Below are 26,144 nucleotides of genomic sequence, written 5' to 3'. Positions count from 1 at the left end.
CTCCTCCCCCACCCATGCCCGGGCAAGCGGCCTCCGCCCCCACTGTCGCGTTGTCGGTCCGCTCGGGCACTCTGGTGCGCATGCGCGCACCCCGTGTCCAGTGCCCCGCCTGCGGCCGCCCGGTCGCCCTGATGCCCACCCGCCGCACCGGCTACGGCGTCATCCACGACCACAAACGCGACCGCCGCTCGCTCGTCCTCTGCGACGGCAGCATGCGTCAACTCCCCCTCACCGACGCCACCCTGTGGCAGGACACCCTCCCCGGCCTACCGGCCCAGGACGGGCCGCCGACGCTGTTCTGACACCCCGCCGACCGGGGCTGGTCAGCGCCGGACGCCACGGGTAGCGTCCCGGAGCGACGGTTCGTTCTGGGGGGCACGACATGGCGTACGACGACGGCACGCGGTACCAGTACCTGGAATCGCTCGACTCGGCCCGGGCGGTCCGGCCGGTCCGGACCGGCGGAGGTCCGGATGAGCGGGCGGGCGAGGAACTGCAGCTGCAGATCTTCACCGAGGTGCTGATGACGCTGGCGCTCGGCCGCGAGGTGGTCGTCCCGCAGTCGTACGCCTTCGACTCGTTCGGGTTCCAGCAGGTCGCGGCCACGGTGCTGCGCGCCCGGGACACCCGTGCACCGGGCGAACGTCCCTTCCGGGTCCACCTGTTCGGGGCACGCTCGTACGAGGAGGCGGTGACCGGCATCCTCACCAGGACGGCCGATCCGGCCGACCCGTTCCGGAGCGTCCTGCTGCCCGAACTCAACGACCCCGCCGCCCACGGCCTCGACCCCGGCGACGTCCGGGAACAGGCCGCCTCCCTCGACCGGCTGCTGAACGCCGAATGGCTCGACCCGGAACGCGCCGGCGGACTCGCCCTCGTGCTCGACGAGTTCCGGCACCTCCCCCGGGTGGCGGCCCGCCCGCCGGCCCGGCCGCAGACCCTCGAAGAGCTGGTCGTCGCCACCGCCGACGAGACCTCCCCGATGGGACGGGCGGCCGCCGACCTGCCCGAGCTCCAACGGGAGGTGCACGCCACCCTGGCCACCGCGATCCGCCGCCTCGGTGCCGACCGGCCGCACGCCTTCCACCACCGCAGCCGACTCCGGCTGCCATGGCCGTGGCCCGGCGACCCCGCCGGGCGGACCCCCGAGGAGATCGTCGGCGGGCCGGAGACCCTCGGTCTGCTGATCGAATACGTCGACACCCTCTACAACCTGATCGTGGTCGACTCCATCGGCATCGCCGACACCACCCTCAGCACCGGCCTCGGCCTCGACGACCGCCGACTCGCCGCCCGCGCCACCGCCCAGGAACTCGCCCTCGCCCAGTACCGCGCCCGTGCCCACCCCTCCGCGCGGGCCGTCCCGGCCGGGAACGACGCCGATACCGCCGGACCGCTGTTCGAGCTGAAGATCGGCGCGACCGACGGCCTCGCCGACGCACGGGTACGCACCCGGATGGCGGCACTTCGCGCCGACGCCGGCGACGCGATCGGCACCCTGCTGCAGGCCCGCGCCGAACGCGGGCGCACCGCCAAGTCCCCGTTCTGGCAAGGCGTGACGCGGCTGCGTGCGGCCGAGGACCCGCTCACCGCGCGCAAGGCACTCGACGCCCACCTGGCCCGGGTCGCCGCCGTCCTCGGCGACCGGGTCGGCCTGGCCCCAATCGGCGGGATGGCCGTCGAACTGGTGCTCACCGCGGCAGGCGCGGTCGGCCCCGCCATGGCCACCGAAGTGTGGAAGCTGCCCGGACTGGTCGGCTACCCCGCGATGGCGGCCGGCGCGGTCGGCAACGTCCTCTACCGCAAGGGCAAGGACAGCATGGTCCGCCGGCTCTCCAACCGGCGGCTGGCCTGCGCACTCGGACGAGTCGTCGACGTGAGGAACTGACACCCATGACGGACCCCGAACACCCGGACGCCATCCGCCGCACCCGCGAAGTCCTCGCGTACCGCAACCGCTTCGTCGACGTCTACGACGACGAAGTCGCCTTCCCCGGCGGGGCCGCCGGACACTACCTGCGGATCCGCCACCGCGAGGAAGGCCTCGGTGTGGTGATCCTCCCCGTCCACGACGACCTCATCGGACTCGTCCGCACCTACCGCTACCCCCTCGGCCGCCCCCAGTGGGGCCTGCCCCGCGGCTTCTCCCAGCACGCCGACCCGCTGGTCACCGCCCGGGCCGAACTGCACGAAGAACTCGGCGTCACCGAAGCCGAGTTCCACCTCCTCGGCACCATGACCCCCGACTCCGGCCTCCTCGCCACCACCGTCGCCGTCGTCCACGCCACCGTCCCCACCACCCCCACCGCCGCGCCCCTCGACACCACCGAAGTCGCCGAAACCCGCTGGCTCCCCCTCCCCACCCTCCGCCACTGGATCACCACCGGCCACCTCGACGACGGCATGACCCTCTCCGCCCTCACCCTCGCCCACACCCACGGCCGCCTCCCCTGACGGCCCGTCACCCGGAAACGCCGAACGGCCCCCGGCCGGGTGTGGGTCGGGGGCCGTTCTCAGGTGCGGAGGGTGTGGGATTTGAACCCACGGTGGCGCGAGGCCACGACAGTTTTCAAGAACGTCCGCACATCCAGTCCCGTTTTGACTTCTGACCAGGCAACTTTCCACCGGACAGCCCGTCTTGCCGGGTACGCGTTCCGCCTATGCTCCACCGCCCAGTGCTGCCGCGATGGAGTGCATAGAGTCAACCACCACGAGCGCGCCGGCCGCTTCGAGTCGCTCGCGCTTGCCGGGCTTATTCGCGTAGCCGATGGTGCCGACCCCTGCCGCGAGTCCGGCTTCAACGTCGCGCGCCGCATCGCCCACGAAGATGAAGTCCTGGGCCTCGCCGCCACTCATGGCTTCGAGGAGGAGCCGCGGGCTCGGCTTCATCGACGCCGGGTCGCCCGGCGTACGGCCAACCGTCCGCGTGACATATCGACCGAGGTCATGAGCGGCAAGGTAGGACTCAATCGCCACAGTGGCGTTGTTGCTGACGATCGACACCGCCCGCCCGGATTCGACGCAGGCCCGCAAGACTGCCTCGCCTCCGAGGTTCGGGCGCCCAGACTGAACAGCCCCGGTTTCAAGCAGTGCGAGCCGTCGGTCGGCAGGTGAAACGAGGTCCGGCCGGTGCTCCGCGACCAGGCGGAGTAGGGCTAGCGGGTCGGTCTCGATCTGGCCTTCCGCCAGCATCTTCCAGCCGAGAGCCTCCAGCCCCTCCTGGAGGCTCTTCGACACGTCGGGCGCGAGAACGCCCGAGAACACAGAGCAGACCGGGCCGTCGAAGTCGAGCAGCACGTGCTTGACCGGGCGAAGCAGGCCCGTGAGGGATGCGCTCGCCTCCGTCATACCTGACGCTCGTACGCGATCGTGGACCACACGCTGTCGAACCAGGTCTGGGCCTGCTGGACGTACTGGGATCCGAGTGACGAGTCGTCAGGGCCCATGGTGTGGTGAAAGAGGGTGGTGTCCTTCCCTGTGACGTCGAAGAACGTGTGCGAGTCGCCGTTGATCGCAACCGTCCGCTCACGGAGCGGGTAGAAGCCGAAGAACGCCTCGGTCCGGTTCAGGATGTACAGCTTGAACAGGCTGGACGCCCGGTGGACCTTGATCTGGACACTCGCCTTCTGGACCAGGCCCAGCTCGGCCAGCATCTCCACCGAGTGCGCGATCCCGCCGGCGTTCGTCAAGGCGATGTTGCGGGCGCGCTGCCGGAGGGCAGCTTCGTCCTGGAGCCCGTCGACCAGCACCGGCACTGCCATCGGCTCGGTCGTGTCAGGCAGCAGCAGGCGGACGGTGATGGACTCTGGTGCCAACCGACCGGAGCGGACCTTGTCGAGCGGCTCCTGCAACGCGCTGTGCAGTGTCTCGCTGGAGAAGCCGGCGAAGTCGAGCGTCACCTGCTGCTGCTCGAACGCCGCCTCCAGGTGCGGCCGGAGCCCGACCGGCCGAGAGGTCCGCTCGCGGACGAAGGAGCCGCTCCCCTGCCGGGTCACGATCAGTCCCTCAGTGCGGAGCAGGTCGAGCGCCTTGTCGACCGTGCCCCGCGCCACGCCGAAGTGCTTCGCCAGCTCGGGTCCTGAGGGGAGTTTGTCGCCGGTCTCGAAGCCCGGCTTCTTGGTGAGGATCGAGGCCCGCAGAGAGCTGCTGACCTGCTGATACGGGGGGCGCGAGTCATCTGGGTCTAGGGCCATGGACCCATGCTAGGCCAGGTGCCCAACAGACGCGAGAAACCCAACTCTCTTGACCTGCCTAAGCAGGTTGTCTATGTTGTGAGTGCCGCACCAAGTGAGACAGGTGCGACACAGAGTGGCCCTCTTTGGGCTGCTCTCACCTGCACAAACCCAACACCGACAACTCAAGAGCGTGATCCACCACCGAAGTCCTTCCGTGACCACGCCGGTCGGGGTGAGTGGAGACCAGTCGGCAGAGAAGGGGCACACGCCCTGACACCTCGGTCGCCCTTAAGACGGCGGCCGTACATGGGACACGCAGCCGACTCAAAAGACCGACGCGGCCGACATTTTCGCCGGCGACGACCTCCGGGAGGGATCTCCCCGGAGCGAGCGGCACCGCGCCCAGCTGAGACCGAACCCCTTGCTTCACCAGTGACCACAGCCCTCGACACCTCCCGCATCCATGACTGCGGGGCAGGTGCCGGGGGTCGTGGCTGCTCGTGGACGTGACGAACAGCCAGGGCCCGCATGAAGCGGGCCGCCGCGCTCCGGCCAAGGAACGCGCGGCGGCCCCGGGCCACCTCCACACGAGAGACGAGGTAGACCCGTGAAGAACATGGTCGCAGGCCAGACGGCCTTGGACGAGGACGAGTTCGCCGAGCTGGCGCTCGGCGTCGTCGTCGTGGACTCGGAGTTCGCCCGGCTGTTCACCGGGGTGCCGGGTGAGAACGAGATCGAGCGCGAGGCCCGGATGGACGCCGCGAGCGCCATCGTGGCGGACCTGCGCCGGGAGGACCCGGAGCTGGCCGCCTACGCCGAGCGGCTGCTGAGCATCGCGCCGGTGCCGCTGCGGCGCCCGGCGGTCATCCGGCGCATCGCCGGTGTCGGGCGGGTGGCGGCGTGAACGGGCTGATGCATCGCGTTCACCGCCGTTGGGTCGTGCTCACGGGGCGCGTGTTCGTGCTCATCACCCGTTCGTCGGGCGGGAAGCGGGGCGTTCGATGACCGGGTTGGTGACGCCGCAGCAGGTCCGGTCGGCCGAGCGGATCTTGAGCTTCGGGACGTGGACGATCACGTTCGGTGCGGTGCTGTACAGCATGCTCACGGTGACGCCGCTGATGTCCGCGCACTCGCCGGAGGGCTGGGGTTGGACGGCTCCGATCTTGCCGTTGGTCGTGGACGCGGCGGTGGTGATCGTGGTGCGGATGGACGGCCTCCTGGCCCGTCTCGGCGGTGACGGCGGCCGGTGGCCGGTGGTGCTGCGCTGGATGACCGGTGTGGCGACGGTGCTGCTCAACGTGGGCGAATCCGCCCTGAAGCGGGATGCGGTCGGTGTCGCGGTCCACTCCGTTGCGCCGCTGCTGCTGATCGTCACGGCGGAGACCTCGCTCGCCTACCGGCGGTCGATCGCCCGCGCCGTGGCCGCCCGCGAGGCCCATGAGCGGGCCGAGCGGGACGAGCGCCGGCGGCTCGCCGAGCAGGCGCAGGAACGGGCCCGGGCCGACCAGAAGGAAGCCGCCGAAACCGCCGCCCGCCTCGCCCGTGAAGCCGACGAACGCCGACGTGAGCGCGAACGCGAGCAGCGTGAGCACGACCTGAAGGTGCTGCGCGAGAACCACGAAGCGCAGGAGCGCCGGGAGGCCGCCGAACGTGCCGAGCGGACCCGGAAGGAAGCCGACGAGCAGGCCGCCCGGGCGGCCCGTGAGCGCCTCGCGAGCGAGCGTGAGCGCGCCGAGCGCCAGCGTGAGCAACAGCGGCTCGCCGGCCTTCAGGCTCGGCGGGACGAACTGCTGTCCGGCCCCGCCGTCACCGAGAAGGTCCCCGAGGATGTGGCGCGGGAGATCGTCAGGGCCGCGCTCGGCGCGCCGGGCACGACGCAGCGGCGCGTGGTCGAGCTGACCGGCTGGTCCACCGGCTGGGTCGCCGCCCGCTTCCAGGAACTGGAAGGCACCCGGGCCCTTCTCGCCGCCTGAGAGCGGCCATGAGCTCCATCAACTCTCCCTCCCCCCACCACTTTTGGAGTTCCGCCATGCCCGACTCCACTCCGCCCCCTGTCCCCCCCGGTCACCCCTGCCGACCTGGCCCGCGCCGGGTCCGCCGCCGCCCGCCTGCTGCGCGGCCTGCTGGGAGGTGGCTCGAAGTGACCATCAGCTGTCTGCCGATCATCGGCAACCTGCTTCCGGCCGGCCAGCCGGACTCCTACACCGCCACCGAGCCGATCGGCGTCGCCGAGCTGCGCGAGGTGATCAAGTCGAAGTGGTGCCTGAGCTGCCGCACCAGCGACGGCTCGTCCACCAGTACCGGCTGCGGCACGTACTACCTGCTCGCCGAGATCGACGGCGACGTCCTGGTCGTGCGCGGCGAGTTCGTGGGGGTGCGGTGATGAGTCTCTTCTCCCGCCCCGCCGCCGAGTCGAGGCCGAGCACCCGCACGGACACCCCGACCCACGTCGACGAGGCCGGCCGCACCTGGACCGGCGCCGACTACGACGAGGCCCGCGCCAACGGCCGCCCGCTGCTCGCTCCGCGCACCGGCCACAGCACCAACCAGCTCGGCCGCACCTCCTCCTGAATCCCCGGCGCGCACCCCTGCCGACCACGGGGTGCGCGCCGCCTCTGACCTGGAGAAACACACATGAACTTGGCGGACCTCGTGGACGTGGTCGTCTTTCTGCTCCTGCTGGCCCCGCTCGCGGGCGCCCTGATCGTCATCGCGTTCGCCGTCGGCGCCTATCGGGACCGGGAGAACTCGCGATGATCACCACGCTGCTGCTGATCCTCCTGATCCCCGCCAATGCGGTGCTGATCTGGCTCGGCGCTCGCGAGCTGGCCCGCCGTCAGGGGTGGACCCGATGACCACCACCCCCCAGCTCCCCTCCCAGCCGTCGACCATCCCCCCGTACCCCACCGAGCCGCCCACCGCCGGCGCGACCCGGTCCACGTGCTCCAGCTGGTGGCGCGACGACAGCGTCCCGGACGACGTTCCCCCGCCGCCCACCGAGCCCCCGACCGCGGGCGGGCTCGGCGGGGCCACCGCTCACATCCCCTCCGCGTTCGCCGCGGCCGGATTCGCCAGCGCCGCCTCGGCGCAGGCCGACGCCGCCGCGATGCACGCCGCCGCTGCCGCATTCTGGGCACCCCTGGGCGCCCAGTTCGAGCAGGCCGCCGACCGGATGGCCGATCGGATGGGCGAGCAGATCGGCCAGCTCGGCGAACAGGTCCACCAGCTCCTCACCGAGACCGAGGCCCAGCGCGCCGCCCGCCAGCAGGTCGAGTACGAGGACCTGATCACCCGGCAGCGCGCCAAACGCGACGCCGCCTACGCCGCCGCCGGCGAGAACGCCCAGCAGCGCGTCGAACGCCACCGCGTCGAGCAAATCCTCGACCCGGGCCCGCTCCAGCGGACCGACCTGGTGGGAATGGCCGACCTGCTCGCCTCCCGAATCGGGGAGACCCCCGAGGAGCGCGCCGCCCGCCTGGAGGCCGAGCGGGAGCTCGACAAGCGCCGTCGCCGCGCCCGCGAGGACGCCGAGCTGGCCGCCGCCGGGGAGACCGACGAGCAGCGCACCAAGCGACACCGCCTGCACAAGCTCGCCGACAAGCGCGAAGCCGCCGCGAAGGCCCGGCGCGCCCGCCGCCAGGCCGCCCGGATCGCGGGCCCGTCCGACCGCACCAAGCGCTTCTGGCGCTGGTGCATCCTCACCGCGGTCTCCGCCACCGGCGGCTACGTCACCGGCCTGATCGGCCTGCTCTCGGTCGCCGGGCCGGTCGCCGGATGGGCCGCCGCCGGCGGAGGGCTCGCCTTCGACCTGTGGGTGCGCGACCACGGACGCCAGCGGGTCTCCGAGGTCACCCGCGGCTGGCCCCTCACCCTCCTCGTCCTCGCGCGCATCCCGGTCGCCTCCGGCCTGGTCGTCGTCGCCGGCCTCGGCCCCCTCTTCGCCGCCGTCCCGCTCTTCCACCACTGACCGTCAGGAGACACACCATGAGCAGCCTCATCGCCCTCGGCACCGGCGGCGCCGCGACCGCCACCACGCTCTACCTGTACGCCGGCATCCGCGGGAAGAACAAGATCCACGTAGACCCGGACCACGTCCCCTACTGGGCCTTCACCATCGGCATGCTGAGCGCCAACGCGGGCACCGCGTTCCAGCAGATCTCCGGGATCGGCACCCAGCTCAGCGACGCGTTCCAGAACAACTCCGCGCTCGGGGAGTGGAAGGTCGGCGCGACCGCGCTCGTCCTGACGATCTTGGTCTTCGGGTTCAAGCCCAAGCCCTTGAAGGACGCCGTTTGCGGCGCGATCGCCCCCAGCCTGTTCGCCGCCGCCGGGGGGATCTGGGTCCTCCCCGAGTCCCTGTTCGGCGTCGTCACCGCCTTCGTGAGCTGAGGAGCCACCACACCATGACGATGAAGACGCTCCTCCTCCCCACCATGCCCGACGCCGACGAGCCCCACCGGAAGTACTGGCTCCCCGCGCTCGTCCTGTGGCCCGTCACCGGAGCCATCGCCGGCACCCCGCCCCTCGTCGCCAAGCTCACCGCGCCCCAGCGCAAGAAGCGCGCCGACGCCGCCGACCTCCGTACCCGGCAGGAGGCGCTCACCGCCAAGGCCGCCGCCGACGCCGAAGCCGCGTTCCAGCAGAAGCTGGAGGGCGAGCCCGACCCGGCCAAGCGCGCCGCGATGGTCGAGGCCCGGGAAGCCGCCCGGCTGACCGTTCGCCAGGTCCAGCAGGAGCAGGCGAAGGCCGCCAGCAAGGCCCTCCGCAGCAAGCTCGGCGACCAGGCCGGCGCGGCCGCCCTGCTGCTCGTCGTCGGCGGCCCCCTGATTTGGTCCCTCGCCCGCCCCTGGATCCCGCTCGGCGCGGAACTCCTCGCCATCGCCTGGTGGCTCGCCGCCCTCATGCACGCCCCCACCCCCACCGCCATGGCCGTCGCCGCGGCAGCAGCCGCCAAGCGCGACCGGAAGGACAGCGACGACCAGGCCGACGACGCCGACGAGGAGGAGCACGGCGACGACCAGGCCGACGACGACCTCGACCAGGAGTCCGCGGACGACGAGGACCAGGCCGACGAGGACGACTCCGCCCCCGCACCCCAGCCCCTCACCCCCGCCGAACTCGCAACCACCATCGAGCACATGGTCGCCATCCGCGCCACCACCGACGGCGGGGCCGGCAACGTCATCCTCCCCGAGGCGCTCGCCACCCTCCAGCACTTCGGCCACTACCAGGGCGCCGACACCCGGGAATTCGGCGCCGCCGTGAGGGCCGCCGGGCTCCCCCCGAAGCCGTCGGTCGGGGTCGTCATCGGGGACCGACGGAAGACCTCCCCCGGGTGGTCCATGGCCTACCTCCGCGACCTCCTCGGCCGGACCCCCTCCCTGCCGCCCCGCCCGGCCGTCGACCACACCCCCGCCCAGGCCGCCTAGGTGGAGTCCGGCTCGGGGCCCCCCAAGCCCCTTCCGGAGCCCCTCTCCAAGCCCCTTCCGGGGCCCCTCCCCCAAGAGCGGGCCCCGCCCCGCCCCGGCCGACTACAGACCGCCTCCCACCTGCACAACTACCGACTACAACCCCCGACTACAGCCCGACTACAAGCCCAACTACACGCCCGACTACAGAGCCCCGAGACCCCGGAGGAACCCCATGTCCCGCACCCACTACAGCTACCAGCCCGCCCCCGGCGAGCGAGTCAACGGCACCTACTTCGACGGCACCGCCCGCGAGTTCGCCGAGGAGATCGCCCGCGACTACCGCGCCGACGGCGGGACCCCCGACGTGAAGGTCTGGACCGGCCCCATCACCGAGACCCCCGCCGCCACCGCCCGCTGACCGACCCGCAGCACCAGGCCCCGCACGCCAGCAGGTGTGCGGGGCCTGCACTACTGCCGACCGACCTGTGCCGCCCGCCGCGCCGCCCAACACCCGCCCGCGAGACGGCTATTGGGCGGTGCGGGGGCCGGACAGTCCGGCCCTTCCTCTCGAAGGGGCAGCGTCCATGCGCAACCCGCACGAACCGTACTTCCGGGCCGTCCTCGCGGCCCTCGGCGACCTCGCCGACCCCGACGACTCGTTCAGCCAGTACGCCAACGGCGACGGCGAGGTCATGCTCACCGAGATCTACGTCCGCATCCCCGGCAACGACCGGCACGGCCCGTTCGGGCTGGTGTGGACGCAGGTCAGCGGCTGGCGGTGGGGCCGCCTGAACGACCGCGGCTTCCTCGACCACGCCGCCGAACTGGTCTACGGCCTGATCGCCACCCCGACCACGATCACGACCGCCGTGAACACCCTGCTGGCCGGCAGCCGGCACCTGCTTCCCCTCGCCGATAAGGCGCCGGAGCCCACCGCCGACAAGCTCACCCCTGAGCTCAGCCACGCCGTCGAACAGGGCGACCTCGACCCCGAAACCGCCGCTCAACTCGCCTTCTACGCCTGACCCCAGGCACACGAAAACCCCGCAGCAGCCGCCAGATCTTGGCAGAGAGACGGCTGCTGCGGGGCCCAAGTCCGTACGAGACGAACCAGGACACAGCATGCCTGACTTCACCCGCTCCACGCTCGCCATCGTCGACGACGTCGCCGACCGCCGCGACGCCTCCGACGGCCGCTCCCGCTTCGGCGCCTACCTCGCCCGCAACGCCGGCCTGCTCCACGACGACGGCGACCCGCTGTCCGCCCGCGAGTTCGCGTTCTCCGTCTGGCAGGTCGCCACCGCCCCGGTCATGTCGCCCGGCTACGTCCGCCACCGCCCCGACCTGCACGGCCTCACGCTCGTCACCCACGGCGAGGACATGGACCAGGTCGCGCTCCGCATCGACGTCCCCCTGCGCCACCACCACCTCGCCACCCGACCGGACCACCGCCTCGCCGACTGGCAGCGCGACACGTGGACCACCACCGACGGCTTCACCGCCCTCACCGAACCGCACTCCACTGGCCGGCCCGCCCTGCTGGCCACCGCCGCTGTGCTGCTGCCCGTCCCCAGCCACGTCCTCGTCACCCCGACCGCCACCACGCCGGGCCACGACATGACCGCCCAGGCCAAGAACGCCATCGCAGCACTGGTGATCTGGGCGAACACGCACGCCCACCTCGTCAACAACCTCATCGGAGCCAAGTCATGAGCACCCGGATCCCGCCGATCGTCAGCGCGGGCCGCCCCGCTCCACGCGAGAGGAGCTCCCGTTGACCACCGAGTTCGCCCCGAACGTGATCCCGTTCCGGCCCGAGCCCGCCGAGGTGAAGGCGGCCGAGCAGGCCGTCATCGGCTCCGCCCTCCTCGACCCCGCCCAGATCCCCGCCCTCGCCGCCCAGCTCGGCGACCCCGGCGTCTTCTACCACCCCGCGCACGAGATGATCTGGCGCGCCATCACCCGCATGGCCGGCGGCGAACGGCCGGTCGACCCGCTGCTGCTGACCGGCGTTCTGCGCGCCCAGGGCGACCTGGGACGCGTCGGCGGGCCCGGCTACCTGCACACCTGCATCAAGGCGACCCCCACCGCCGCCAACGGCGACTACTACGCCGAGGTCGTGCGGATCGCCGCCGAGCGCCGCCGCATCGGCACCACCACCAGCCGCCTCGCCCACCTCGCCGGCGACGGCGAGACCGACCTGGACGCCGTCCGCGCCGCCGCCCTCTCCGTCCTCGCCGACCTCGCCGCCGGCGACACCTGGCTCGACCCCGTCCCGCTCGGCTCCCACACCGGCCTGCCGACCTTCCCCGTCAACGCCCTGCCCAAGTGGGTCGCCGCCTACGTCGAGGCGGTCGCCGAGTTCACCCAGACCCCGCCCGACATGGCCGCCACCATGACCCTCGCCGCGCTGTCCACCGCCGCCGGCGACCGGGTCGGCGTGCAGATCCGGCCCGGCTGGTGCGAGCAGTCCAACCTCTACCTGGTCTGCGCGATGCCCCCGGCCAGCCGCAAGAGCGACGTGTTCGGCCTGACCACCGGCCCCGTCTACAAGATCGAGGCCGAGCTCCAGGCCGAGGCCCGCTCCCGGATCATCGAGGCCGAGACCACCCGCGACGCCGCGCTCGCCGAGGTCGAGGCGCTGATGGCCAAGGCCCGCAAGAACCCCGACGCCGACCGCGCCCAGCTCGTCGCGGAGATCTCCGCCGCGAAGATGGTCGCCGAGGAGATCGACGTCCCGCCGAACCCGCGGCTGACGCTGTCCGGGGACATCACCCCGGAGACCGTCACCCACCACCTCGGCGTGCACCGCTGCCTCGCCGCCCTCTCCCCCGAGGGCGACCTGTTCGACAGCATCGCCGGCCGCTACAGCAGCAAGCCGAACCTCGGCGTGTTCCTCCAGGCCCACAAGGGCGAGCGGCTCCAGACCGACCGCATCACCCGCGAGCAGCCCACGACCGACCGGCCGGCGCTCACCATCGGCGTCACCCCGCAGCCCGCCGTCCTCCAGGAACTCGGCGCCGCCCCGGGCGCCCGCGACCGCGGCCTGCTCGCCCGCTTCCTCTACTCCCTGCCGCCCTCCAACCTCGGCTACCGCAAGATCCGGACCACCCCGATCCCCGAGGCCGTCGCGGGCGCCTACGACCGCAACCTCTCCCGCCTGCTCCGCGCCATGACCAACCTCGCCGAGCCGGTCACCGTCGTCATGGACCAGGCCGCCGACCTCGCCGTCGAAAAGCTCCAGGAACGGGTCGAGGTCCAGCTCCGCCCCGACCAGCCGCTCGCCCACATCCGGGACTGGGCCGGCAAGCTGGTCGGCCACATCGCCCGCATCGCCGTCCTGCTCCACCTCGCCGACCGCATCGCCTCCGACCAGGACCAGGGCTCGTGGCGGGGCGAACTCGACGCCGCCACCGTCGAGCGCGCCGCCGAGATCGCCGACTACTACACCGCCCACACCCTCGCCGTGTTCGACCTCATCGCCGCCGACCCGGCCACCGAGGACGCCCACGCGATCCTCCAGTGGCTCCAGCGGCCGAAGCAGGACGGCACCCACCGCACCCACATCAAGGCCCACGATGCCGTCGCCAGCAGCCGCCGCTTCAAGAAGGTCGCCGACGTCGAACCCGCCCTGCACCTGCTCGAACAGCACGGCTACCTCCGCACCGATCAACCCCCCGCCGACGGCCGCCGAGGCCGCCAACCCGCCGTCACGTTCCGTGTCCACCCCGGCCTCGCCACCACCGCAGACACGACGGAAGCCCCGTAACCGTCAGGGATGTCAGGGAAAACCCCTGACCAGCCAAAACACCCCCTGACCGACCGTCAGGGCACGTCAGGGATGTCAGGGAAAAGCCGAATTCCCCTGACATCCCTGACAATCCCTGACGCCCCGCCAGGAGCAAAAACAGCAGGTCAGCGATTTCCCCTGACATCCCTGACACTTTCCGGCCCCAATCCCCGTCCGCACGCCGGGGCCGTGACGCACAGCAACCACCACCCGCACCCGCAGCAGGAGACTTCGCCATGGCCAAGCAGGAACTGCTCACGCTCCCCGAGCTGCTCGTCGAGATCCGCATGTCGCGTGCCGCGTTCTACCGCCTGCGTGCCCGCGGCCAGGCCCCCGCGATGAAGAAGCTCCCAAACGGGCAGCTCCGCATCAGCCGAGCCGCACTCGACGCGTGGTGGGACAACCAGCAGGACGCCGCGTAGCACCTCGAACGCCCAGGGCCCTGACCTTTCGTCAGGGCCCTTTCTCTTGTACCGGAGCGCACATGCTGACGTTTGACGTACAGATCTACAAGCTCCGCGACCTCGGCCGCGGGCGAAAGCCGCACCAGCTCAGGTGGCGGGTGGGCGAGAAGCCGCACTCTCGGACCTTCGCGACGAAGACGCTCGCGGACGGGCGCCGCTCCGAATTGATGACCGCGATCAAGCGGGGCGAGCAATTCGACACCGATTCGGGTCTGCCCGCCTCCGAGTTGCGGAAGCACACCGAGGGAACCTGGTTCGAGCACGCTGTGAAGTTCGCGGAGGTGAAGTGGAAGGGCTCGTCCGCGAAGAGTCGGGCCGCTCGGGCAGACGCGCTCGCCACCATCACGCCGGCGCTCGTGACAGACCATCGAGGCGCTCCCGACAAGCGGCTGCTTCGAACCGCGCTGTCCTGCTGGGCGTTCAACTTCTCGGAGCATCTTCCGGAACAGCCCGGGGAAGTTGCGGAAGCCCTGGCCTGGCTCGCCCGGAAGTCCGTCCAGATCGGCCAGTTGGAAGACTCCGACACCATCCGCCGTGCCTTGGATGCCCTCTCGCGCCTCCTGAACGGCAAAACTGCGGCGGACAACACGACCACCCGAAAGCGGATGGTGTTCAACAACGCGCTGAACTACGCCGTTGAGCGGCGCAAGCTGCCAGCCAACCCGCTCCAGTTCATCGACTGGACGCCGCCGGAGACGGACGACGAGATCGACTTCCGATGGGTGCCGAACCCACAGGTCGGCCGCGCGCTGGTCGAAGCCGCAGCACAGGTTTCGGTGCGGGGCCGCCACTTGCGAGCCTTCTACGGATGCATGCTCTACGCCGCCACGCGGCCGGCCGAGCTCAACCATCTGCGGGAGGCCGACTGCACTCTCCCGAAGTCGGGATGGGGTCAACTGCTCCTGGCAGGTAGCTCGCCGAGGGTCGGCTCCCGGTGGACCGATGACGGCCAGTCACACGAGAAGCGGGGGCTGAAGCGGCGGGCCCGCAGCACCACCCGCCCGGTGCCGATTCCGCCCGTCCTCGTCCGGCTGTTGCGGGAGCACATCGCAGAGTTCGGGGTGGCATCGGATGGCCGCCTGTTTCGCGCGGCCGAGGGTGGCGTGGTCCTCACCAAGGAGACCGCCGAGGTCTGGAAGGCGTGCCGCAAGCTCGCTCTGACACCCGAACAGATCGCCAGCCCGTTTGCGGACGTCCCCTACTCGGCAAGGCACACCGCCGTCTCAGGATGGCTGACGGCCGGCGTCGACAAGGCCGAAGTCGCCCGCCGAGCCGGGCACAGCATCGCCGTCCTGCTCCGGTTCTACGCGAAGGTCATCAACGATCGCGAGGACCACTCCAACGCCCTGATCGAGCGCTTCCTGAACGGCGACGGCCTGGCCGAATAGCCCCTCCGCAGAGCCCGAAAACGTTCCACCGATGTTCCACACACGCTGGACCGGACCGGGACACAGGGTGCACGGGATGAGACAGGATGACGAAAGAGCGGGTGCCGTCCGAAGTCGGCACCCGCTCTGAGCTGGTGGTTCATCCACCATGGCGGAGGGTGTGGGATTTGAACCCACGGTGGCGCGAGGCCACGACAGTTTTCAAGACTGGTCCCTTAGGCCGCTCGGGCAACCCTCCTTGGCGGAGGCCAGCCTAACGGGTCGGGGCGGGGTCGGTGCACACCGTGTTGGTGGGGTGGGTCAGTTGTCGCCCTTGCGTTCGCCGAGGGTGACGGTGGTCTTGGCGGCCTTGCCGTCGCGGGTGTATTCGACCTCGACCTTTTCGCCGGGCTTGTGGGTCCAGATCTCGCTGACGAGGGTGGGGCCGCTGTCGATGGAGATGCCGCCGAGCTTGGTGATGACGTCGCCGGCCTTGAGGCCGGCCTGGTCGGCGGGGCCGCCGGGGGTGACGGCGGGGGTGTCGCGGACGGGGGCGGTGGCGATCTGGGCGCCGTCGCCGCGGTAGTCGTCGTTGCGGAGGACGCCGAGGATCGCGTAGACCGGGGTGCCGTCCTTGATCAGGGTCTGGGCGACCCACTTGGCCTGGTTGATCGGGATGGCGAAGCCGAGGCCGATGGAGCCGGCCCGGCCGGAGCCGCTGGTGTTGGACTGGATCGCCGAGTTGATGCCGATGACCGAGCCGGAGCCGTCGAGCAGCGGGCCGCCGGAGTTGCCGGGGTTGATGGAGGCGTCGGTCTGCAGGGCGTTCATGTACGAGGCCTGGGCGCCGGTCTCGTCGCCGGAGGCGACCGGGCGGTCCTTGGCGGAGATGATGCCGGTGGTGACGGTGCCTTCGAGGCCGTAGGGCGCGCCGATGGCGATGGTCGCGTCGCCGATGGCGACCTTGTCGGAGTCGCCGAGCGGCAGCGGGACGAGCTTGTCCTTGGGCGGGTTGTCGAGGCGGATGACCGCGACGTCGTAGCCGTCGGCGTGGCCGACCACGGAGGCGCTGTAGGACGAGCCGTCGGAGAACTTGACGCTGAGCTTGCCGCCCTTGGCGGCCGGCGCGACCACGTGGTTGTTGGTCAGGATGTGGCCCTCGGTGTCGAAGACGAATCCGGTGCCGGTGCCGGACTCGCTGGAGCCCGAGGCCTTGATGGTGACGGTGGACGGCAGCGCCTTGGCGGCGATCCCGGCGACCGACTCGGGCGCCCGGTCGAGGTTCTGGTGGGTGTTGCCGACGGCGACGGTGGTGCTGTTGCGGCTGGCGCCGGCGCTGCGGTCGGAGTCCTTGCCGGAGACGGACCCGCCGATCGCGCCGCCGACCAGGCCGGCCACCAGGGCGACCGCCGCGACCAGCGCGACCAGCCCGCCGCGCTTGCCCTTGCCGGAGCCGCCGCCCGGGGCGGACTGCGGGCCGCCCCACGGCGAGCCCGGTTCACCCGGCCCGCCGACACCGCCCGGTCCGCCGGACGGGTGGCCCCAGCCGCCGACCGGGTGACCGGCCCCGAACGGGTGCTGCGAGGCGTCGCCGGGGACGCCCGGCGCGGGCGGCCCGTTCTGGGCGAGCGGCGGCACGGTCGGGACGGTGGCGGTCGGCGCGTAGGGCGAGGCCTGCTCGGCGACGTTGCCGTACGGGTTCTGGAACGGCGGCGGGGTGTCCGCAGGAACCGGGGCGGGAGCGGCGACGCTGCCGTACGGGTTCTGGAACGGCGTCGGCTGGTCCGCCGGAACCGGGGCCGCGGCCGGCGGCGCCGGGACCTTCCCCAACTGCATGGTCCCGTCGCTCACCGGCGGAGCCACCGGAGCCGGAGCGACCGAAGCCGGAGCCGGGGCAGCCGGGGCCGCCGGCAGCACCGGCGGCGGCGCGTCGAGGTAGGCGGGAGCGGACGCGGGCGTCCCGGAGGTGGCGGCGGCCGCCTCGGTGCCGGGGCCTTCGGGGGCCTTCTCCGGCGGGGTGGTACCACTCGCGTGCTCGGTGCTCACGGACGACCTCCATCGCTGACAGAACCTTGGGCGGTGGTCGTCGCGCGGTCGGCGCGGCCACAGCCTCGGGGCACAGTTTTTCCTATGCCGGATTCGGACACCGTAAGCGGGCCCCTGAAGAAATCATGAGAAGCCTTAGGCCTCGCTGACATGGACATCAGTGGTCCCGCGATGCGGACGCCGTTCCCCCCGGCCTTGGCGTTCCCCAACTCGGAGGCTAGCCTGTCGCTCCTGTAAACCGAAGAGAGTCGCGGGAGCTTGGACCAGCCAGGCTGAGAGTGCGCCGGAACGACCGTAGGGCATGGCGGGGACGCCGCCCGGGTCGAGGGGGCGCAGACCGCCGGAACCTGTCCGGGTAATGCCGGCGTAGGGAGTATCGGCCATGACGGCTGTTCCGTCTGCCCCAATTTCCGATCTTGAGACGGCCGCGCGGGCCGAGGCCCCGCTGACCCTCGACACGGCGCCGCCGCGCACCCTGGACTTCCGGGCGCTGTTCGCGCTGTGGGCGAACCTCGGGGTGAGCCTGATCGGCTTCACCAGCGCCGCGACGGTGCTGGGCAAGCAGGGCCACGAACTCGGCTTCACCGCGGCGGTGACGGCGATCGTCGCGGGCACCGCGATCGGCACCGCGATGCTCGCGGTGGCGGCGCTGGTGGGCGCGCGCACGGGCGCCCCGGCGATGGCGGTGCTGCGCGGCCTGTTCGGCACCAGGCTGTCGTACGTCCCGACGGTGCTGAACATCCTGCAGTGCGTCGGCTGGGGCGTGTACGAGCTGACGGTGATCGCCTGGGGCGCCCAGACGGTGGCCGGCACCGAGGGCTGGCGCTGGCTGTTCGTGCTGCTGGCGGGCGTGCTGACGACGGTGCTGACGATCTGGCCGCTGGGCGCGATCGCGGTGCTGCGCAAGTACGTGGCCGTCGCGGTCGGCGTGGCGATGGTCTACTTCACGGTGCAGTTCGCCCGGCAGGGCTTCCCGGACCCGGGCGCGGGCAACTGGGACGGCTTCCTGTCGGCGACGGACGCGGTGATCGCGGTGTCGATCTCGTTCGTCCCGCTGGCCGCCGACTACACCCGGCACGCGCGCACCTCGGCGAGCGCGTTCTGGGGGACGTTCTCCGGCTACACGGTCGCCCAGGTGTGGTGCTACGTACTGGGCGTGGTGGCGCTGCTGCAGTCCGGCGGCGACCCGGACAAGATCCTCGGCTCGTTCACCGGCGTGGCCGCGGGCTGGGCGTTCCTGCTGGTGCTGGTGCTGCGCGAGTCCGACCAGTCGTTCGCGAACGTGTACTCGACCGCGATGTCGATCCACAACCTGTGGCCGAAGGTGGACCGGCGGGTGCTGACCGGCGGCATCGGCGTGCTGGTGACGGTGCTGGCGCTGCAGATCAAGGAGTTCACCGAGTCGTACTACGCGTTCCTCGGCCTGATCGGGTCGGTGTTCGTGCCGCTGTTCGCGGTGCTCGCGGTGGACTACTTCCTCGGCGCGGGCCGCCGCGGCTGGAACCTGACCCAGGACGCCCCCGCCCGCTGGGTGATGCTGCTGCCGTGGGCGCTGGGCTTCGCGGTCTACCAGTTCCTGGCGCCGACCGCGGTGGCCGGCTGGTGGACCGACCTGTGGGCGAAGGCCCAGGAGGCGGTGCACTTCACTCCGCAGGCGTGGAGCTCGGCCTCGCTGCTCTCGTTCCTGGTGGCGGCGCTGGCGACCGGCGCGGTGGCGACCGTGGAACGCCGCCGGGCCTGACCCGCGCCGTGCAGCACCGCCGGGCCCGGCCCCAGCACTGCCGGGCCCGACCCGAGCGCCACGGGCCTGACCCGGCGTCAACCCGGAGCTGTTCACCGGGGCGTTGCCGTGCCGGAAGCAACCCGCCGTCCGGTGCCGCGTAGGGTGGTTGACGTGAACATCCAGCACAGCAGCTCGGCTCCGCTCCCCGAGCCGATCGACCGCTCGGCAGTCAAGGTGATCGCCCACCGCGGGTCCTCCGCGGCCCTCCCGGAGCACACCGAGGAGGCGTACCGACGGGCGCTGGAGGAGGGCGCGGACGGGCTGGAGTGCGACGTCCGGGTCACCGCCGACGGGCAGTTGGTGTGCGTCCACGACCGCACGGTGCGCCGCACCTCGAACGGGCAGGGCGTGGTGTCGACGATGACGCTGGCCCAGCTGTCCGAGCTGGACTTCGGCTCCTGGAAGCACCCGGAGCGACCGCAGCGCAGCTCGGTGCTGACCCTGGAGCGCCTGCTGGAGCTGGTCGCGGACTCCGGGCGCCGGGTCGAGCTGGCCATCGAGACCAAGCACCCGGTCCGGTACGCGGGCCGGGTGGAGTCCGAACTGCTGCGGATGCTGGACCGGTTCGGCCTGCTGCCGGCCACGCCGGAGGAGTCGACGGTGCGGGTGATGAGCTTCTCGGAGCTGGCCCTGCACCGGGTCCGCAAGGCCGCCCCGACGCTGCCCCTGGTGTACCTGTGGGAGCGCCCGGTGCCGATACTGGGCCGGATCGAGGCGCTGCCGGGCGGCGCGTCGATCGCCGGCCCGGGCATCTCGCTGGTGCGCCGCGACCCGGACCGGATCCGGGCGCTGCGCCGGGCCGGCCACCGGGTGCACGTGTGGACGGTGGACCGCCCCGAGGACGTCGAACTCTGCCTGGAACTGGGCGTGGAGGCGCTGATCACCAACCGACCGGCCGACGTCCTGGCCCAGTTGGGCCGCTGAGGCGCAGCCGCCGGGACTCCGCACGTGCGCCCATTGACATGACGGGAAATACCGAACGGGGTATTTCCCGTTGGCCTTTCGGACAACCCGCCGGACGCGACAGAAGGTGAGACGCACCTCACCTTTTGCCCATCTGCCGTGCGGATCTCGTTAATACCGCGATCGGATCGTCGAACGCCCGTTTCCGAGGCATTAACGGCGGGCATCCATCCCTCGGCAGAAGCTGAAGGAGGTCCGGGGGTGGCGTTGATGGTGGCGCGCGCTGTGCCAGTTCAGGCCGGGTCGACCTCATCGGCCATGGCAGTTCCGCACGGTCCGGCCAGTGTCTCGACCGCGCGGCGGAGGCTGCGCAGCGATCTCGGTGATCGCTCGATACCGGATGCGGTGATTGACGACGCGGTGTTGATCCTCTCCGAACTGCTCAGCAATTCCTGTCGTCATGCCAGACCGCTGCCGGCCGATGATCCCGCCGCGGCCGACAGTTCCGCCGGCCGCCGCCCGCGCCCCGATGAGGACGCGGAGATCGGTACGGTGCTGGTGAGTTGGCGGATGCGCGGGGACGGTCTGCTGACCCTGGAGGTGACGGACGGCGGGGCGACCACCCGGCCGGTGCCGGCCAGCCCGTCGGTGTCGGCGCACGGCGGCCGGGGGCTGAGCATCGTCGGCAAGCTGGCGAAGGACTGGGGGGTGCGGCACGCGCCCGGTCAGGTGACGGTGTGGGCGGAGCTGCCCGCGTTCGAGCAGGTGGTGGGCGGCGGCCAGCGGCGCAGCGCCTGAACGGGGGGCCGCGGGCGAAGTAGGCTGCCCGGTGCAAAGTCCGACGTCCCCGGGAGAGCCGCACCATGGCCAAGAAGGCCGCGAAGAAGCAGCCCAGCCAGTCCACCGTCGTCGAGGGCGAGATCCCGGTCGTCGGAGCGCGCGAGGCGTGCCCGTGCGGCTCGGGCCGCCGGTACAAGGCCTGCCACGGCCGTACCGCGGCGCACGCGGTCCAGGAGCTGGTGCACCGGCCGTTCGAGGGCCTGCCGGGCGAGGCGGACTGGGTGGCGCTGCGCGAGCTGGTGCCGGCCGCCACCGTGCCGCTGACGCTGGCCGCCGGAGTGGCCGAGGAGGCCGTCGGCGACGTCCCGTCGGTGACGCTGGCGACGGTGCTGCCGCTGGCCTGGCCGGCGCTGCGCCGGGCGGACGGCTCGATCCTGCTGGGCCTGCAGACCCAGTCGTCCTCGGGCGACCTGAGCCGTGACCTGGCGGACGCGCTGGAGCTGGCGCTGGCCACCGAGCCGGGCACCCCGGTGCCGGCCCGCCGGACCGACCCGGGCGCCCGCCGTCTGCAGGAACTGCTGGACACCACGGCCGAGTTCACGCCCGCCGTGCACACCGGCTTCGAATTCTGGCTGGAGGACGCCGAGTCGGCGACCGGCGAGGTCGCGGCCTCGCTGGAGCGGGCCAACGCCTCGGCCATCCCGACCGAGAAGCTCACCGGCGTGGACTCCGCGTACTGGTGCGGCACCCCGGACAAGAACCACCTGCGCTGGGTGATGACCGTCCCGGAGGAGCAGCTGCTCGACGCGCTGGCCCGGCTGACCGCCGCCGGCGAGAGCTCGCTCGGCGAGGGCACCAAGTTGGTGGGCTCGTTCCGCGCGCACGGCCTGACCGTGCCGGTGTGGGACCTGCCGGTGGAGATGACCGCCGCCGAGGTGGAGAAGCCCGCCGTGGAGTTCGCCGCGAAGCTGGCCGAGGTGCTGGCCGCGCCCGCGCCGCTGACCGCCGAGGAGCGCCGCTCCCGCGCCAACCTGGTGAACCGTCAGATCACCCTCAACTAGGAGAAGGTGACCGGCGTCACATTCCCGTCCGGCCGTCGAAAGTGTCAAGGACCTTTCGGCGTGGACAAATTGGCGCGGAGCCGGATCTTTGTTACTGTTTGAACAGTCCGACCGCTGGTGCATCCCCCGTCGCCAGCGGTCGGGCCTTTTTTGTCTCCGGACCTGCGGCGCAAGAACCCTGACGATCAGTCAGCAGACCGCGCTGGCGGTGATCAGCCCGCCCAGCAGGGTGCCGACCTCGGGCAGCCAGGGCCGACCCGGCCCCGGGCCGCGCACCCAGCGCACCGGCCCGGCGCCCGTCCGCGAGGGCGGCAGCACCAGGTAGCCGCCCGGCCCGTGGTAGCGCAACACGCCCGGCACCCAAGGCCGTTCGGACAGCAGCGCGCCGAGCTCCGGCAGCGTGTACGGCGCGGTCAGCAGCACGAACCGGCCCGGCGTGCCGAGCACCGGACCGTACGGGACGCCGATCTCCTCCAGGTGCCGCAGCAGCCACGGGCCGGCCGGGCGGGGCAAGCTCACCGCGCACAGCGACCGGCCGGTCGCCGCCACCACCGGCGCGCCCGGCGCCCGCTGCTCCCACCAGTGGCGGACCATCCGCGGATCGGTGGTGGCCGCCTCCAGCGGCGGATCGGACGGGTGCGCGCCGGGCGTCGGGCAGAGCCGGTCCGGGCACGAGCAGGCCGATCCGCGCAGCGCCCGCGCCCCGGGCACCACCGGCCAGCCGCAGCCGACGGCGGCCTGCAACGCGGCGGTCAGGGCCAAGGTCCGGCCGCGGCGGCCCGGCCACCACTGGCCCACCCGCTCGGTCAGCTGCTCTCGGCGGTGTCGGCGCATGGCGGCTCGTTCCTCTCCGCGTCGGTCGGCCTGGGCCGGGGGGTGCGGGCGGTGCGTGTGCGCGTCGGACGGGCCCACGCTGTGCCACTGGAACGAGAATCCCCCATACGTCCGGATGGACGCGGGCAGGCCGACACCGGTTCCACCGTACGAGTGAGTGCCCGGCGCCTCGGGTGGCACCTGCGGGGCCTCGCCGTACGATCCCTGGCACGTTCTGCCCGCCGCACTCCTGGACATGCCCCGATCGGCCTGTGTACAAGTGGGGGAATCGTGCCGAGTAGTGAGTAAAGACATCGTTTTCGGTCGGTCTCGGGGGTCCTGCGTGACACGTTCCGGATTGTGGGGAGTTGTGACATGACCGACGTCCAGCCGCTGGCGGCCGAGGCCCTGAGGTCCGACCCGGTGCTGCTGCCGGATCTCGGCGAGGTGCCCTCGGCGGACCTGCAGGACCGTTTGGCCGGATGGCTGTCCGATTTCACCAGCCTCCAGGAGCACCTGGAGCTGCTGGCCCGGGCCGACGGGCTGTCCGGCACCCTCGACGCGCTGCTGGACTCCGGCGCGGCGCTGCTCGGCGCCCGCCGCGGCCTGGTGGTCACCCTGCGGCCCGGCCCGGCCCGCACCCTGGCCCGCCCGGTCGGCCTCGGCCTGGACCCGGCGACGCTCGGCTCGCTGGAGACCATCCCCGCCGAGCACGGTCCGTTCGCCGACCTGCTCAGCATGCCCGGCGCCACCGACCGGCTGCTGATCTCCGACCTGGCCACCGACCCGACGGTCGGCCCCCGGTTCCGCGAGATCGCCGCCCAGCTCGGCCTCGGCGCCTGCTACGCGCTGCCGCTGGCCACCGAACGCGAGGGCGCGCTCGGCGCCGCCGTCTGGTTCTACGACGAGCCGGGCCGCCCCGACGAGCGCCGCGAGCACCTGGTGCACCGCTACTGCGAGTTCGCCGCACCGCTGCTGGCCCGCCAGCTGGAGGCCGACCGGGCGGTGCGCGCCACCGCCGCCCTGCGCCGCTCGCTGCTGCCCGACCACCTGCCCGTCCGGCCCGGCCTGCGGATCGCCGCCCGCTGCGTGCCCGCCGCCCTCGAACACTCCGCGGGCAGCGACTGGTACGACGCCGTCCCGCTGCCCGACGACACCCTGGCGCTGACCGTGGGCAGCGTGCTCGGCGGCGGCCCCGGCGCCGGACCGGGCGCGGGCGCCTGCGCGGCCGCCGCGATGGGCCGGGTGCGGGCCGCGCTGCGCGCCTACGCGGTGCTGGAGGGCGAGGACCCGGTCTCCGTGCTCGGCGACCTCGAACTGCTGCTGAAGACCACCGAGCCGACCCGCTCCGCCACCGCCGTGTACGCCACCGTCGACCCGGCCGAACGCCGGATCGCGCTGGCCGGCGCGGCGAACTGCCCGCCGGTGCTGCTCACCCGGTACGGCGCGAACTTCGTGGAGACCTCGCTGTCCGCGCCGCTCGGCATGCTCAGCTGCTGGGAGGCCCCCGGCGTGGAGCTCACCGCGGAGCGCGGCGACGTGCTGGTGCTGTACACCGAGGGCCTGGCCCGCCGCTTCGGGGCCAACCTGCACGCCGGGCAGAGCGCGCTGCGCCGGGTCGCCGCCGACGCCCCCCGGGACGTCCGGCTGGACCCGGAGCGGCTCTGCGACCACCTGCTGGCCGAGGCCGGCGGCGAAGGCCCGGGCGAGGACGACCTGGTGCTGCTGGCCGCCCGCTTCGAGTAAGGACCGCTTCAAGTAAGGCCTGTCGCTGCTCGAAGGGGCTTTCTTCACTCGAACGGCCCTACGTACCATGGGTGCGACGTCCGCCCACGCGCCCCGCGACCCGGGGAGTACAGGGCGGTACCACGCGCAAGGAGGCGACGTAGTGACCGAGGACCACAGCCCGGCGGTGTCCGAGAACCCCGAAGGGACCGCCGACGGCGAGGAGGACGAGCCGATCAAGAGCCGCAAGAACGGCCTGCACGGCGAGATCTCCGAAGAACTCGCCGCGTCCATGCGCTCCGGCTGGGCCGACACCGAGCTGCACGGCCTGCAGCCCGTCGCCCAGGCCCCGTACGCGGCCGAGCGCCGCGCCAAGCTGTCCGCCGCCTTCCCCGGCGAGCGGCTGATCGTTCCCGCGGGCAACCTGCGCACCCGCTCCAACGACACCGAGTACGCGTTCCGCGCCGCCAGCGAGTACGTGCACCTGACCGGCAACCAGACCGAGGACGCGATCCTGGTCGGCGAGCCCGTCGAGGGCGGCCACGAGTTCGCGCTCTACCTGCTGCCGCGCTCCGACCGCGAGAACGGCGAGTTCTGGCTCAGCGGCCAGGGCGAGCTGTGGGTCGGCCGCCGCAACTCCCTCACCGAGTCCTCCCAGCTGTACGGCCTGCCGACCCGCGACGTCCGCAAGGCCGCCGAGGAGCTCGCCGCCGCCACCGTCCCGACCCGCCTGGTGCGCGGCTACGACGCCGGCCTGGAGGCCGCCCTCGCCGAGCAGCTCGACGCCGACAAGGACGACGAGCTGAAGGTGTTCCTGTCCACGCTGCGCCTGGTCAAGGACGCGTGGGAGATCGGCGAGATGCGCGCCGCCTGCAACGCCACCGTCAACGGCTTCACCGACGTGGTGCGCGAGCTCGGCCAGGCCGTCGCCACCTCCGAGCGCTGGATCGAGGGCACCTTCTGGCGCCGCGCCCGGGTCGAGGGCAACGACGTCGGCTACGGCACCATCGCCGCCGCCGGCCCGCACGCCACCACCCTGCACTGGGTGCGCAACGACGGCGACGTCCGCCCCGGCGAACTGCTGCTGCTGGACGCCGGCGTGGAGACCCACACCCTCTACACCGCCGACGTCACCCGCACCCTGCCGATCAACGGCGCCTTCACGCCGCTGCAGCGCAAGATCTACGACGCGGTGTACGACGCCCAGGAGGCGGGCATCGCCGCGGTCAAGCCCGGCGGGAAGTTCCGCGACTTCCACAACGCCGCGCAGCGGGTGCTCGCCGAGCGCCTGCTGGAGTGGGGCCTGATCGACTCCTCGGTCTACGACGTGGAGAAGGTCCTGGAGCTCGACCTGCAGCGCCGCTGGACCCTGCACGGCACCGGCCACATGCTCGGCCTGGACGTCCACGACTGCGCGCACGCCCGCCGCGAGGAGTACGTGGACGCGGTGCTGGAGCCCGGCGTGGTGCTGACCGTCGAGCCCGGCCTGTACTTCCAGGCCGACGACCTGACCGTCCCCGAGGAGTACCGCGGCATCGGCGTCCGGATCGAGGACGACATCCTGGTCACCGCCGACGGCAACGAGAACCTCTCGGCCGCCCTGCCCCGGCAGGCCGACGAGGTCGAGGCCTGGATGGCCTCGCTGAACGGCTGACCCAGCATCACCGAAGCCCCCGTCCGGTCCACCGGCGGGGGCTTCGGTGCGCTCAGTGCCGCCGGCCCCAGCCGGAGGCCGCGACGACGACAATCTTCTCGAAACGGGCATGGCCGGACGTGAACATGGTGCTCTCCGGGAAAGGGGTGTGGTGAGGTCCGCGGAAGGCGCC

27 protein-coding genes, 1 tRNA gene and 1 riboswitch are annotated in these 26,144 nt (G+C 72.2%); of the genes, 23 read left to right on the top strand and 5 right to left on the bottom strand.

What is annotated here, in order from left to right:
• Window positions 1-80: 80 nt before the first annotated feature.
• From ACFV4P_RS20475 to ACFV4P_RS20465, 3 genes are all read left to right on the top strand, one after another.
• Window positions 81-302, top strand: a complete 222-nt coding sequence (locus tag ACFV4P_RS20475; RefSeq protein ID WP_073807273.1) for a hypothetical protein — start codon at window positions 81-83, stop codon at window positions 300-302.
• A gap of 80 nt (window positions 303-382) precedes the next feature.
• Window positions 383-1,888 carry a hypothetical protein gene (locus tag ACFV4P_RS20470; protein WP_380473032.1) on the top strand — a complete coding sequence of 502 codons (1,506 nt, stop codon included), beginning with the start codon at window positions 383-385 and terminating at the stop codon, window positions 1,886-1,888.
• Window positions 1,889-1,893: 5 nt separating this feature from the next.
• A complete protein-coding gene (locus ACFV4P_RS20465) occupies window positions 1,894-2,454 on the top strand; it encodes an NUDIX hydrolase (RefSeq protein WP_380473030.1) in 561 nt (186 codons plus the stop codon).
• Between the two features lie 204 nt (window positions 2,455-2,658).
• Here the strand turns inward: ACFV4P_RS20465 and ACFV4P_RS20460 are convergent, their stop codons facing one another.
• Both ACFV4P_RS20460 and ACFV4P_RS20455 read right to left on the bottom strand, forming a co-directional pair.
• A complete protein-coding gene (locus ACFV4P_RS20460) occupies window positions 2,659-3,348 on the bottom strand; it encodes an HAD family hydrolase (protein WP_380473028.1) in 690 nt (229 codons plus the stop codon).
• Window positions 3,345-4,193, bottom strand: coding sequence for a GntR family transcriptional regulator (locus ACFV4P_RS20455; protein ID WP_380473026.1), 849 nt, complete (start codon window positions 4,191-4,193; stop codon window positions 3,345-3,347). Before ACFV4P_RS20455 ends, ACFV4P_RS20460 begins: the two co-directional genes overlap by 4 nt.
• Window positions 4,194-4,782: 589 nt before the next feature.
• Here ACFV4P_RS20455 and ACFV4P_RS20450 point away from each other — a divergent pair.
• The 14 genes from ACFV4P_RS20450 to ACFV4P_RS20385 all read left to right on the top strand — a co-directional run bounded on the left by ACFV4P_RS20450 (window position 4,783) and on the right by ACFV4P_RS20385 (window position 15,228).
• Window positions 4,783-5,079, top strand: coding sequence for a hypothetical protein (locus ACFV4P_RS20450; protein ID WP_380473024.1), 297 nt, complete (start codon window positions 4,783-4,785; stop codon window positions 5,077-5,079).
• A gap of 97 nt (window positions 5,080-5,176) precedes the next feature.
• Window positions 5,177-6,148 carry a DUF2637 domain-containing protein gene (locus ACFV4P_RS20445; protein ID WP_380473022.1) on the top strand — a complete coding sequence of 324 codons (972 nt, stop codon included), beginning with the start codon at window positions 5,177-5,179 and terminating at the stop codon, window positions 6,146-6,148.
• A 167-nt stretch (window positions 6,149-6,315) separates the two neighbouring features.
• Window positions 6,316-6,558 (top strand): hypothetical protein, encoded by a 243-nt coding sequence (locus tag ACFV4P_RS20440; RefSeq protein WP_380473020.1) that lies wholly within the window; start codon window positions 6,316-6,318, stop codon window positions 6,556-6,558.
• Window positions 6,558-6,746, top strand: coding sequence for a hypothetical protein (locus ACFV4P_RS20435; RefSeq protein WP_380473019.1), 189 nt, complete (start codon window positions 6,558-6,560; stop codon window positions 6,744-6,746). The genes ACFV4P_RS20440 and ACFV4P_RS20435 overlap by 1 nt, the downstream gene beginning before the upstream one ends.
• Before the next feature lie 63 nt (window positions 6,747-6,809).
• Window positions 6,810-6,932: a hypothetical protein gene (locus tag ACFV4P_RS20430; RefSeq protein WP_380473017.1), complete on the top strand. Its 123-nt coding sequence runs from the start codon at window positions 6,810-6,812 to the stop codon at window positions 6,930-6,932.
• Window positions 6,933-7,026: 94 nt separating this feature from the next.
• Window positions 7,027-8,142 carry a hypothetical protein gene (locus ACFV4P_RS20425; RefSeq protein WP_380473015.1) on the top strand — a complete coding sequence of 372 codons (1,116 nt, stop codon included), beginning with the start codon at window positions 7,027-7,029 and terminating at the stop codon, window positions 8,140-8,142.
• 17 nt (window positions 8,143-8,159) lie between these two features.
• Entirely contained in the window at window positions 8,160-8,564 is a 405-nt protein-coding gene (locus ACFV4P_RS20420; protein ID WP_380473013.1) for a hypothetical protein, read from the top strand.
• 14 nt (window positions 8,565-8,578) lie between these two features.
• Window positions 8,579-9,604 carry a hypothetical protein gene (locus ACFV4P_RS20415; RefSeq protein WP_380473011.1) on the top strand — a complete coding sequence of 342 codons (1,026 nt, stop codon included), beginning with the start codon at window positions 8,579-8,581 and terminating at the stop codon, window positions 9,602-9,604.
• A 214-nt stretch (window positions 9,605-9,818) separates the two neighbouring features.
• Complete coding sequence (locus ACFV4P_RS20410; RefSeq protein ID WP_380473009.1) at window positions 9,819-10,004, top strand: hypothetical protein; 186 nt, start codon at window positions 9,819-9,821, stop codon at window positions 10,002-10,004.
• A gap of 166 nt (window positions 10,005-10,170) precedes the next feature.
• Window positions 10,171-10,611: a hypothetical protein gene (locus ACFV4P_RS20405; protein ID WP_380473007.1), complete on the top strand. Its 441-nt coding sequence runs from the start codon at window positions 10,171-10,173 to the stop codon at window positions 10,609-10,611.
• A 97-nt stretch (window positions 10,612-10,708) separates the two neighbouring features.
• On the top strand, window positions 10,709-11,299 hold the full coding sequence (locus tag ACFV4P_RS20400) for a hypothetical protein (protein ID WP_380473005.1): 591 nt from the start codon (window positions 10,709-10,711) through the stop codon (window positions 11,297-11,299).
• Between the two features lie 61 nt (window positions 11,300-11,360).
• Window positions 11,361-13,355, top strand: coding sequence for a DUF3987 domain-containing protein (locus ACFV4P_RS20395; RefSeq protein WP_380473003.1), 1,995 nt, complete (start codon window positions 11,361-11,363; stop codon window positions 13,353-13,355).
• 257 nt (window positions 13,356-13,612) lie between these two features.
• The gene (locus ACFV4P_RS20390) at window positions 13,613-13,798 is read left to right on the top strand and encodes a helix-turn-helix transcriptional regulator (protein WP_380473001.1); all 186 of its coding nucleotides are present in this window, start codon (window positions 13,613-13,615) and stop codon (window positions 13,796-13,798) included.
• Window positions 13,799-13,860: 62 nt separating this feature from the next.
• On the top strand, window positions 13,861-15,228 hold the full coding sequence (locus ACFV4P_RS20385) for a tyrosine-type recombinase/integrase (protein WP_380472999.1): 1,368 nt from the start codon (window positions 13,861-13,863) through the stop codon (window positions 15,226-15,228).
• 149 nt (window positions 15,229-15,377) lie between these two features.
• On the opposite strand, the gene ACFV4P_RS20380 is transcribed toward ACFV4P_RS20385, so the two are convergent.
• Both ACFV4P_RS20380 and ACFV4P_RS20375 read right to left on the bottom strand, forming a co-directional pair.
• Window positions 15,378-15,466: transfer RNA gene (locus ACFV4P_RS20380), tRNA-Ser, on the bottom strand.
• 62 nt (window positions 15,467-15,528) lie between these two features.
• Window positions 15,529-17,253, bottom strand: a complete 1,725-nt coding sequence (locus ACFV4P_RS20375; RefSeq protein WP_380472997.1) for a trypsin-like peptidase domain-containing protein — start codon at window positions 17,251-17,253, stop codon at window positions 15,529-15,531.
• Between the two features lie 240 nt (window positions 17,254-17,493).
• Window positions 17,494-17,643, top strand: a riboswitch (TPP riboswitch).
• Here ACFV4P_RS20375 and ACFV4P_RS20370 point away from each other — a divergent pair.
• The 4 genes from ACFV4P_RS20370 (at window position 17,636) to ACFV4P_RS20355 (ending at window position 21,780) form a co-directional block, all read left to right on the top strand.
• On the top strand, window positions 17,636-18,994 hold the full coding sequence (locus tag ACFV4P_RS20370; protein ID WP_380472995.1) for a purine-cytosine permease family protein: 1,359 nt from the start codon (window positions 17,636-17,638) through the stop codon (window positions 18,992-18,994). Its footprint overlaps the riboswitch before it by 8 nt.
• 159 nt (window positions 18,995-19,153) lie before the next feature.
• The gene (locus ACFV4P_RS20365) at window positions 19,154-19,960 is read left to right on the top strand and encodes a glycerophosphodiester phosphodiesterase (RefSeq protein WP_380473181.1); all 807 of its coding nucleotides are present in this window, start codon (window positions 19,154-19,156) and stop codon (window positions 19,958-19,960) included.
• 249 nt (window positions 19,961-20,209) lie between these two features.
• Complete coding sequence (locus ACFV4P_RS20360) at window positions 20,210-20,737, top strand: ATP-binding protein (protein WP_380473179.1); 528 nt, start codon at window positions 20,210-20,212, stop codon at window positions 20,735-20,737.
• Window positions 20,738-20,802: 65 nt separating this feature from the next.
• Entirely contained in the window at window positions 20,803-21,780 is a 978-nt protein-coding gene (locus ACFV4P_RS20355) for a DUF5926 family protein (protein WP_073807265.1), read from the top strand.
• A gap of 189 nt (window positions 21,781-21,969) precedes the next feature.
• Here the strand turns inward: ACFV4P_RS20355 and ACFV4P_RS20350 are convergent, their stop codons facing one another.
• Window positions 21,970-22,614: a bifunctional DNA primase/polymerase gene (locus tag ACFV4P_RS20350; RefSeq protein ID WP_083646419.1), complete on the bottom strand. Its 645-nt coding sequence runs from the start codon at window positions 22,612-22,614 to the stop codon at window positions 21,970-21,972.
• Window positions 22,615-22,968: 354 nt separating this feature from the next.
• Here ACFV4P_RS20350 and ACFV4P_RS20345 point away from each other — a divergent pair, with 354 nt between their 5' ends.
• Window positions 22,969-24,339: a PP2C family protein-serine/threonine phosphatase gene (locus ACFV4P_RS20345; RefSeq protein WP_380472993.1), complete on the top strand. Its 1,371-nt coding sequence runs from the start codon at window positions 22,969-22,971 to the stop codon at window positions 24,337-24,339.
• A 166-nt stretch (window positions 24,340-24,505) separates the two neighbouring features.
• Window positions 24,506-25,972 (top strand): aminopeptidase P family protein, encoded by a 1,467-nt coding sequence (locus tag ACFV4P_RS20340; protein WP_380473177.1) that lies wholly within the window; start codon window positions 24,506-24,508, stop codon window positions 25,970-25,972.
• Window positions 25,973-26,144 lie beyond the last annotated feature (172 nt).

Origin of the sequence: Kitasatospora sp. NPDC059795 (assembly GCF_042732175.1) — a bacterium.
GTDB lineage: Bacteria > Actinomycetota > Actinomycetes > Streptomycetales > Streptomycetaceae > Kitasatospora.
The sequence above is the reverse complement of the archived record's forward strand: the minus strand, read 5'-3'. Positions and strand labels throughout refer to the sequence as shown.